The 9,149-nt window shown below is 69.8% G+C and carries 6 protein-coding genes and 4 pseudogenes; 2 read left to right on the top strand and 8 right to left on the bottom strand.

Features of this window, described 5'->3' with window-relative positions; all coding sequences use genetic code 11:
- Positions 1–11: 11 nt before the first annotated feature.
- Both LZP97_RS26085 and LZP97_RS26080 read left to right on the top strand, forming a co-directional pair.
- A pseudogene (locus tag LZP97_RS26085) lies at positions 12–598 on the top strand (TIGR03619 family F420-dependent LLM class oxidoreductase); the annotation flags it as partial.
- Between the two features lie 28 nt (positions 599–626).
- Positions 627–1,839 (top strand): annotated as a pseudogene (locus LZP97_RS26080) (FAD-dependent oxidoreductase).
- A 105-nt stretch (positions 1,840–1,944) separates the two neighbouring features.
- Here the strand turns inward: LZP97_RS26080 and LZP97_RS26075 are convergent.
- The 8 genes and pseudogenes from LZP97_RS26075 to LZP97_RS26040 all read right to left on the bottom strand — a co-directional run bounded on the left by LZP97_RS26075 (position 1,945) and on the right by LZP97_RS26040 (position 9,131).
- Positions 1,945–3,158 (bottom strand): annotated as a pseudogene (locus LZP97_RS26075) (hypothetical protein).
- The gene (locus LZP97_RS26070; RefSeq protein WP_017680889.1) at positions 3,152–3,703 is read right to left on the bottom strand and encodes a hypothetical protein; all 552 of its coding nucleotides are present in this window, start codon (positions 3,701–3,703) and stop codon (positions 3,152–3,154) included. The pseudogene LZP97_RS26075 and the gene LZP97_RS26070 overlap by 7 nt, the downstream one beginning before the upstream one ends.
- 17 nt (positions 3,704–3,720) lie before the next feature.
- Positions 3,721–3,915 (bottom strand): ferredoxin, encoded by a 195-nt coding sequence (locus LZP97_RS26065; protein ID WP_010593905.1) that lies wholly within the window; start codon positions 3,913–3,915, stop codon positions 3,721–3,723.
- 10 nt (positions 3,916–3,925) lie between these two features.
- Positions 3,926–5,276, bottom strand: a pseudogene (locus tag LZP97_RS26060) (cytochrome P450).
- Positions 5,273–6,073 (bottom strand): SDR family oxidoreductase, encoded by an 801-nt coding sequence (locus tag LZP97_RS26055; protein ID WP_010593902.1) that lies wholly within the window; start codon positions 6,071–6,073, stop codon positions 5,273–5,275. Before LZP97_RS26055 ends, LZP97_RS26060 begins: the two are co-directional and overlap by 4 nt.
- On the bottom strand, positions 6,066–7,277 hold the full coding sequence (locus tag LZP97_RS26050; protein ID WP_040274097.1) for a cytochrome P450: 1,212 nt from the start codon (positions 7,275–7,277) through the stop codon (positions 6,066–6,068). The genes LZP97_RS26055 and LZP97_RS26050 overlap by 8 nt, the downstream gene beginning before the upstream one ends.
- Positions 7,278–7,280: 3 nt before the next feature.
- Positions 7,281–7,841 carry a TetR/AcrR family transcriptional regulator gene (locus LZP97_RS26045; RefSeq protein ID WP_017680893.1) on the bottom strand — a complete coding sequence of 187 codons (561 nt, stop codon included), beginning with the start codon at positions 7,839–7,841 and terminating at the stop codon, positions 7,281–7,283.
- 66 nt (positions 7,842–7,907) lie between these two features.
- Complete coding sequence (locus tag LZP97_RS26040; protein WP_040274096.1) at positions 7,908–9,131, bottom strand: cytochrome P450; 1,224 nt, start codon at positions 9,129–9,131, stop codon at positions 7,908–7,910.
- Between the last annotated feature and the right edge of the window lie 18 nt (positions 9,132–9,149).

The raw sequence follows: 9,149 nt of genomic DNA, 5'->3' as shown, positions 1-9,149 counted from the left end.
GGTCGCCCTCGCCCCTCGAGCACGACCCCATCACGCTGGCCAAGACCGTCGCGACCCTCGATCACCTCTCCGGCGGGCGGGTCGTCCTCGGCGCCGGATTCGGCTGGAACGCCGAGGAACTCGCCGACCACGGCGTACCGCCCGGAAAACGGCGCACCGCGCTGCGCGAGTACCTCGAGGCGATGCAGGCCCTGTGGAACGAGGACGAGGCGGCCTACGCCGGGCAGTTCGTCTCGTTCGGCCCGAGCTGGGCCTGGCCCAAACCGATCCAGCAGCCCCGCCCACCGGTGCTGATCGGCGCGGGCGGCACCGACCGCACCTTCGCGTGGATCGCCCGCTCCGCCGACGGCTGGATCACCACCCCGATCGAACGCGACATCGACGACCGCGTCGAACGGCTGCGGACCACCTGGACCGAAGCCGGCCGCGACGGCGCCCCGGAGATCGTGGTCCTCGCCGGCCGCCCGACCCCGCCCGGCTCCAGCGGTGGCGCGACCTCGGCGTGACCGAAGTGATGTTCGGCCTGCCCGACCGCCCCGAGGACGAGATCCTCGCCTACCTCGACAAGCTCGCCGCCACGCTGGACTCGACCTGCTGACGGTCCACGACAGAGAAGGAACACCTCCATGACCACTGCCGCCTTCCGCCCACTGCGCGCCGCCGAGATCACCGCCTGGGACCACGAGGCCGACGTCGTCGTCGCCGGCTACGGCATCGCCGGGGTCCGGCCGCCATCGAGGCCGCGCCGGCGCCGACGTGCTGATCCTCGAACGCACCGGCGGCTGGGCGGTGCCGCGGCCCTGTCCGGCGGCATCGTCTACCTGGGCGGCGGCACACCGCTCCAGCGCGCGCCACGCCCTGCGCGGCCACGTGCCGCAGATGAGCAACCGCGCACCGGCGAGCAGGGCGGCGGGCATGCTGATGAAGCCGCTGGCCGAGACGGCCGAATCCCTCGGGGTGACACCGGTGTTCGACATCCGGGTGCAGCAGTTGATCGTCGACGACGCGGATCGGGTCGTCGGGATCGCCGCGAAGAAGTTCGGCGACGAGGTCTTCGTGCGGGCACGTCGCGGCGTCGTGCTCACCACCGGTAGCTTCGCGTACAACGACGCCATGGTCACCGCGTTCGCCCCGCAGCTCATCGGCCGGCCGGCCGCCGCGATCGAGGAGCACGACGGCTGCTCCATCCGGATGGCTCAGGCCCTCGGCGCCGACCTCGCGCACATGGGCGCCACCGAGGTGGCGTTCTTCGCCGATCCGCAACTGATGGCACGCGGCATTCTCGTCAACGCCCGCGGCCAGCGGTACGTCCCCGAGGACACCTACCCCGGACGCGTCGGACAGCTCACCCTTCTGCGCAACGACAACCAGGCGTACCTCGTCATCGACGAGGCTTCCTACGAAGAAGGCTGTGCCACCACCAGTTCCACTCCGTACTTCCGGTTCCCGCCGAAATGGGCGGCGGAGACGGTCGCCGAACTCGAATCCGACATGGGCCTGCCGGAGGGCACTCTGCAGGCCACCGTCGAGGTGTACAACCGGCACGCCGCGGCCGGCACCGACCCCGTCCTCGGGAAGAAGCCCGAGTGGGTCAGACCGATCGGGACCCCCGTCGCAGCGCTCGACCTGCGCAACTGCACCGCGGGCTTCACCCTCGGCGGCCTGCACACCACCGTGAACTCGGAGGTCCTGCACGTCTCCGGCGAGCCGATCCCGGGCCTGTACGCCGCGGGCCGCTGCACCTCCGGTGTGTGCGCAGGCGGCTACGCGAGCGGCACGTCGCTCGGGGACAGCAGCTTCTTCGGCCGCCGCGCCGGCATCGCCGCCGCCGCGACCTGAACGTTCCCCCACCCCGTCGGTGTGGCCGAATGTCACATCGGTTCGATCGAATCGAACCGATGTGACATTCGGCCGGTACGGGCCGGACGGATGGGGGCGGGGCGTTCAGACGACGGTGAGCGGCAGGGGGATTCCCCGGTCGGCGAACGCGAAGGTCGCGCCGGTGCTGAAGCGGGTGATCGCGACCTCGCCGCACTCGCTCGCGGGTTCGGCCTCGCGGATCACCTCGACGGTGAGCGCGTGGGCGTCCTCGGACACCACGCGCGCGGTGAAGTGCGGGTCGACGCCGCGCACCAGCGCCTGCAACGGCCCGAGGTGGTCCCCGTCGATCAGGGTGGGCCACGATCCGTCCGCGTCGGCACCCCCGGACCGCCCGAGGCGCAGGTGCAGCCTGCCGGGCTCCCAACTGATCTCGCAATCGACGTACTGCCTCGGCGCGAACACAGGGTGGACCGAGAGCACCGTCGCCAGTCCTTCGACGTCGCGCGGCAGGCCGAGGGCGTCGCGTAGCCGCTCGGACGCCAGCCCCGCAATGCCGGTCAGCTGCTTGCGGGCGAGGGACAGCGCGGTGTCCTCGTCGGTGCGTTTGCGCACGCCGAGAAGGAAGCCGTACGAGGGCCGAGTGCGGAAGTCCGCGAACCGCAGGTCGGAGAGCAAGGGGCCGGAGGAGTCGCCGCGTCCTCGTCCGCCGGGTCGATCGGACCGAGTTCCACCGCGACGGCCGCGGTAAGGCCGATCGCCTCGGTGTGCGGGGCGGTCTCCGGCGGCACGTGCGACGGGTCGATCGTCACCGTCCACGCGCAGTGCGGGTGGCGGTCGGCCGGCCGGCGCGGGGGCCGGTGGATCGGCCGCACCTGCGCGTGCGGGTTGGTGGCGAGGGCGGTCGCGTCGAAGGTGGGGTCCTCGATGTCGTGGCACATGGCCGTCACATACGCCTCGCCCAGCGGCTCGACGTCCATGAGCGCACCGTAGTGGTCGAGCCGGAACTCGCCGTGGTCGTGGTCGTCGACGCGGAACCGGAAGTCCATGAACTGTGGCGGCGCACCGATGTCGAGCTGCAGCCCCTTGAAGATCGTCTCGACGCCGTCGCCCTCGTACCGCAGGGCGCGCTGCATGCGCCGGGTGTACCACGGGCTCGACGCCTGCCACTCCTCGACGGCCACCTCGGCCATCCCCTGCCGTCCGAACGCCGAGATCAGGTGGGCCATCCCGGACCGGTCGACGAGCTGGCCGCACAGAAGCAGTTCGGGGACGAGGACGGCGAGGTCCGACCGGGTGAGCGCGGCGAACGAGTCGCGGACGTTCACCGGGCTCACCACAGCGGCACCGGTGCCTGTCCGGCCGGGTACCAGCCGGGCAGGCGTTTCGTCGACGTCGACCGTTCGATCCGCCTGTTCATGCCGTCGGACAGGGTGCCGGCCGTGATCATCTCCAGGAACAGGTGGGAGACGTTGCCGAAGTCGAAGAAGTCGCGCTGCCAGGACCACTGGAAGTCCCCGCCGTAGCGGAACCAGCTGCCGCCGAAGCCGTACACCTCGTAGTGTGATCCGTCGTCGCGGGTCGCGTCGGCGACCTGCTTCCAGAAGCCGATGACGTCGCCGGTCCGCTCGTCCACGACGAACCGCTGGTAGGGGTACTGCCATCCCTCGAGACCGGCCATCTCCTGGCCGAGGGCGAGTTCGCGGATCTCCGCCCTTCCGACGGCCATGAAGTCGTCCTTCGGGCCGTAGTTCCAACCGTAGGTCGCGTCCTCGGTGTACATCTCGGCCAAGGGCTTCCAGTCGCCGGCTGCCTCGGCCTTCATGTTCGCTCCGATCCAGCGTTCGATCATCTCGTCGAGTTCGGCTCGGTCGAACGGTGCCATGACGTGTCTCCTCGGGATCAGTCCTCGACGATGCGGAGGGCTCGGGTGGGGCAGTACCGGACGGCGGATTCGACGTCGCCGCGCAGGTTTTCGGGTATGTCGTCCATCAGGATCCGGACCGTGCCGTGCTTTGGAACGTCGAAGACGTCCGGTGCTTCCAGCGCGCACATCGCATGCCCCTGACACAGGTCGAGGTCTGCTTCCACTTTCACGGGGGTGTCCTCACATCCGACGGCGGTAGCGCACTGCACACGGCTGCGCGAGCTGAACCACCATCTTGGAATGGTCGTTGCGGTAGGTTCCGGACGGCTGGGACATCTCGAATTCGTAGTCCCGCAGCAGGACCGAGAAGATCGCCTTGAGCTGCATGAGGGCGAACGCCGCGCCCACGCACCGGTGCCGGCCCGCCCCGAACGGAATCCAGGTCCAGCGATTGACGATGTCCTCCTGCCGCGGATCGATGTAGCGGCCCGGATCGAAGGAATCGGGCTCCGGGAAGTCCTCCGGGATGCGGTTGGAGATCGCCGGGGTGGCGCCGACGAGATCGCCCTCCCGATCCGGTAACCCTCGACCTCGAACTCGCCGCGCGCGACGCGCAGCAGCAGGATCAGCGGCGGGTGCAGCCGCAGCGTCTCCTTCAGTACCGCCTCGAGCAGCGGGATCTGCCGCAGCGCATGGTAACTCACGCCCTCACCGTCGGCGTAGAGGACGTCGAGCTCGTCGGTGACCCCGCGCAGGTACTCCGGATTGCGCAGCAGCTCGATCAGCGCCCAGGCCGCCGTTCCCGACGTGGTGTGGTGGCCGGCGAACATCATCGAGATGAAGATGCCGGTGATCTCGTCCGCGCTGAACCGCTTGGCGCCGTCCTCGTCCTCGATCGAGACGAGGACGTCGAGCATGTCGCGGTCCTCCCTGCCTCGGGGCGGGTTCGCGATGCGATCGACCATGATCTCCTCGACGAGGGCGACCAGCCCGCGACGAGCCTCGTCGCGGCGACGGAAGCTCTCGATGGGCGCGTAGGGGTCGACGAAGGCGAGCGCGTCGGTGCCCTTTTCCAGGTCGTGGTACAGGCGCGCGAACCGGCTGTCGAGCTGGCCGCGGAACTTCTTGCCGATCAGGCAGGCCGAGGACGTGTAGATCGTCAGCTCCGCGAAGAACTCCAGCAGGTCGATCTCGCCCTCGTCGCCCCAGCCCGCGACGATGTCCCGGACCTCGCGCTCGATCGTGGCCGCGTGACCCTTCATCTGCTCGCCGCGCAACGCCGAGTTGTGCAGCATCTCCTTGCGGCGCTCGGGGCTGGCGTCGAAGACCACACCCTCCCCGAAGACCGGCTTCATGAACGGGTACGCGGCCTGCTGGTCGAGGTCCTCGTCGGCGGAGCGGAAGAAGAACTCGTTGGCCCGCGCGCCGGAGAGCAGCACGACGTTGCGGTCGGCGAGCTGGAAGACCCCACGTCGCCGCACTCGTCGCGGACGCGCTGCATCAGTCCGATGGGGTCGGTGCGCAGCTCCTCGAGGTGGCCGTGTTCGTGCTCGCCCCCCGAGACACGCGTGGGAGTGACGATCGTGGTCATTCAGGGTCCTTTCCCCGAGAGTCCTTCAGCAGCGGCGCTTCCGGTTGCACTTCGGTCAGTACCAGGTGGGTTCCGCGCGGGGCCGACACGACGGCGACGACGGCGTTCGCGATCTCGGAGGCGCGGAGGAAGTAGGAGTGCCGGGCGAAGCCCCATCTGGTCCAGTCGGCGAGCAGCGGCTCGATGACCTCCGCGGGGGCGTCGAGCCCCATCCCGGTCTGTGTCGGGCCGGGACGCACCACCGACGCGCGAACCCCCGTGCCCTCGAGTTCCATCCGCATCTGGCGCACGAGCGCCTCGAGACCGGTCTTGGCGGCGACGTAGGCGCCCATGCGGGGCCGCGCGACGTCGGCGCAGTCCGAACCGATGACGACGAAGTCGCCGCGGCGCCGTTCGATCATCCCGGGGAGCACGCGATGGGCGAGACGCTGCGTGCCGACGAGGTGGACGTTCACCTGGAACTCGAACCGGTCCGGATCCATCTCGTGCACGAGCCGGAAATCCATGTCGCCGGCGCCGGACAGGACGATCTCGGTGGGGCCCAGGGCGTTCTCGGCGGCGGTGACGAACTCGTCGACCGAGTCGGTGGACGACACGTCGAGGAAGTGCGCGACGGCCTCGCCGCCTTCGCCGCGGATCTTCTCCGCGAGGGCCTCGCACTGTTCGACGCGCCGGGCGCCGAGGGCGACCGGGTGACCGAGGGCGGCGAGTGCGAACGCGGTGGCCGTACCGATGCCGGAGGAGGCGCCGCCGACGATCGCGGGCCGGCGCGGCGGATTGGGCTCGAATCTAGGCATGGCGCCGGGTCACCTCTACGGGCAGGGCCGCGAGGCCTCGGACATTGGTCGAGTGCACGCGCTCGCAACGGTCGAAGTCGACGTCGTAGTCGGCGACGCGCGCGGCGAACTGTTCGAGCGCGATGTTCGCCTCGAGGCGCGCGAGGTGGGCACCGAGGCAGAAGTGCACGCCGCCACCGAAGCTGGCGATCCTGGACGCGCTGTCGCGGCCGATGCGGAAGGTGTCGGGATCGGCGAACACCTCGGCGTCGCGGTTTGCCGAACCGATGAGCAGCAGTACCTTGTCGCCCGCGCGGATGGTGCCGTCGTGCCGTTCGATGTCGGTGGCGGCGGTGCGCGCGACGATCTGGCTGGAGGTGTCGTAGCGCAGTGTCTCCTCCACCCAACCGGAGACGGCGTCCGGGTTGCCGAGGACGCCGGCCAGCTCGGTCTTGTTCTTCGCACCCCAGTACAGCGCGTTGCCGAGAAGTTTGGTGGTGGTCTCGTTGCCCGCGACGACCATCAGGAACATGAAGCCGATGATCTCGTCGTCGTCGAGGCGGTCTCCGTCGACCTCGGCGTCGAGCAGGGCCGAGGTGAGGTCCTCGGTCCGGTGTGTGCGGCGCTGCGCCAGCATGTCCGCGTAGTAGCCGACGAGGTTCAGCGACGCCTCCATCGCCGCGACGGGCACGTCGAGCACGCCCTGCTCCCGGTGGACCACGAGATCCGCCAGCCGGCGCAGTTCGGCGCGGTCGGCCTCGGGCACACCCAGCAGTTCGGAGACGACGTCCATCGGGAGCTTGCCCGCGAACTCCGCGATCCAGTCGAATTCGCCCGTGCCCAAGGCGGTGTCGAGGTATCGGAGGGTCAGCTCGAGGATGCGGCCGCGCAGGTCGGCGACCCGGCGCGGGGTGAAGCCCTTCGAGACGAGCCGGCGCATGCGCATGTGGCGGGGGTCGTCCATCGCGAGAAACGACATGACCTTGTGGGCGTGGGGTCCGTAGGCCGACGGGTCGAGGGAGACCCCGTTGGCGCTGGAGAGCCGGGTGTGGTCGCGGAAGCCCGCGACGACGTCGGCGTGCCGGGACAGGGCCCAGAAGCCGAGGTCGTCGTTGCGATAGAGCGGCGCCTCCTCGCGCAGACGCCGGTAGACCGGGTACGGATCCTCGTGGAAGCCGTAGTCGTAGGGATCGAACAGGAGCGGTTCGAGCGAAGCCTGGGTCATGCGCTACTCCAATAGAAGTGCGGCGGAGGTCTCCAGCCGATCGGCGATCTTCTCGTAGGTCTCGTATCCCATGCCCGCGCGGACGAGGGCGCCGGCGTAGAGCATTTCCAGCGCCTCGATCTCGTCGGGATCGGCGTCGGGGCCGAGCGCGGTGGCGAGCCGCGCCCGGATGTCGAGGCCGATGCGGGCGCGCAGGTGTTCGACGTCGGGGTCGCGGCCGAGCAGTGCGCTGGTGACCGCGCCGGCGAGTTCGGGCTCGTCGGCCATCATCAGCGCGACGTTGCGCAACACCGCGACCACCCGGCCGACGCGGTCGGTCGTGGCCGCCTCGGGTTCGGGCGAGGCGGCAAGCCGGCGCCAGAACACTTCGGCGACAAGGTGTTCCTTGGACGAGAAGTAGGTGTAGGCGGTCGCCGGTGCGACACCGGCCCGGGCGGCGACGTTGCGTACGGTCAGTCCTGCGAACCCCTCTTCCCGCAGGACCTCCACGGCAGCGCGCGTCAGGCGATCCACGGTGTCGGCCTGCTTCTCGGTGAGACGGCGGCGGGTGGATTCGAGATTCACATTTCTGGACACGTGTCTGGACATTACTACGGTCGCCTGTCCGGGGCAACGGCCTCCGTACACCGGTCACCCCTTCGGGTACACGCGTACGGGCATGGATTTGATGCCGTTGACGAAGTTCGAGCGCAACCGCCGGACCGGGCCCGCGGGCTCGACGCGCTCGATCCGGCGTGCGAGCGTCTCGAACAGGATCCGCAACTCCAGCCGCGCCAGGTGCGCACCCAGGCAGAAGTGCACCCCGGTGCCGCCGAACGCCACATGCGGATTGTGGGTGCGCCCGATGTCGAAGACGTGCGGATCCTCGAAAACGTCCTCGTCCCGGTTCGCGCTCGGGTAGTAGACCACCACCTTGTCCCCCGCCTCGACGGGCTGGCCCCCTATCGTCGCCGGGCACGTCGGAGTGCGGCGGAACCCGATCACCGGGGTGACCCACCGGAGGATCTCCTCGACCGCACCGGCGGCGAGTTCCGGCTCGGCCTGCAGGCGACGCCACTGCTCCGGATGGTCGACGAAGGCCTGCATGCCGCCGGCGGCGGCGTTGCGCGTCGTCTCGTTCCCGGCCACCACCAGCAGCACGAAGAACATGTCGAACTCCATCTCGGTCAGCGTGTCACCGTTCTCGTCCGGCCGGACGAGCCGGGAGACGATGTCGTCGCGCGGCTCCGCCCTGCGCGCCGCGGCGATCTCGTTGGCGTACAAGAAGATCTCCGCGGCGGCGAGTTCTCCGTCGGCGCGGGTGTTGCCGTATTCCGGGTCGTCGAACCCGATCATCCGGTCGGACCAGTCGCAGAGCCTGTCGACGTCCTCCCCGGGTGCGCCGAGCAGGGCGGCGATCACCTCGAGCGGAAGCGGAGCGGCGGCCACCGGTACGAAGTCGACGACCGCGCCGTCGCGGCCCCGCTCGACGAGATCGTCGACGACGCGGTTGCAGATGCCGCGGATGTGTCCCTCGAGCGTCCGGACCGCCCGGGGCGTGAATCCGCGGCTGACGAGCTGGCGCAACCGGGTGTGCTCGGGCGGATCGAGGTTGACGAGCATCGCCGCCTGTTTGCGGCGGGTCTCCTCGTCGAACTCGTCGATCTGCGTCGTGCCGAGCGCCGACGAGAACGTGGTGCTGTCGCGCGAGACCGCGGTGACGTCCGCATGCCGCGTCACCGCCCAGTAGCCGGGTCCGTCCTCCTCGTCCTGCCGGTAGACCGGGCAATTGCGCCGCAGCTCGGCGAAGACGTCGTGAGGGACGCCCTCGGTGTAGAGGTCGGGGTTCTTCAGGTCGATACGGGATGCCGTCACGGGACCACCTCGCACATG

It is taken from the genome of Rhodococcus sp. DMF-1, assembly GCF_021441945.1.
In the GTDB taxonomy this organism is placed as follows: domain Bacteria; phylum Actinomycetota; class Actinomycetes; order Mycobacteriales; family Mycobacteriaceae; genus Rhodococcus; species Rhodococcus ruber.
This window is presented reverse-complemented; position numbering and strand designations above follow the sequence as displayed.

What these genes read in the sequence shown, in the direction of transcription:
- LZP97_RS26055 (WP_010593902.1), bottom strand. Translation starts at nt 6,073, where the DNA reads ATGCCTAGATTCGAGCCCAATCCGCCGCGCCGGCCCGCGATCGTCGGC.
- LZP97_RS26050 (WP_040274097.1), bottom strand. Translation starts at nt 7,277, where the DNA reads ATGACCCAGGCTTCGCTCGAACCGCTCCTGTTCGATCCCTACGACTAC.
- LZP97_RS26070 (WP_017680889.1), bottom strand. Translation starts at nt 3,703, where the DNA reads ATGGCACCGTTCGACCGAGCCGAACTCGACGAGATGATCGAACGCTGG.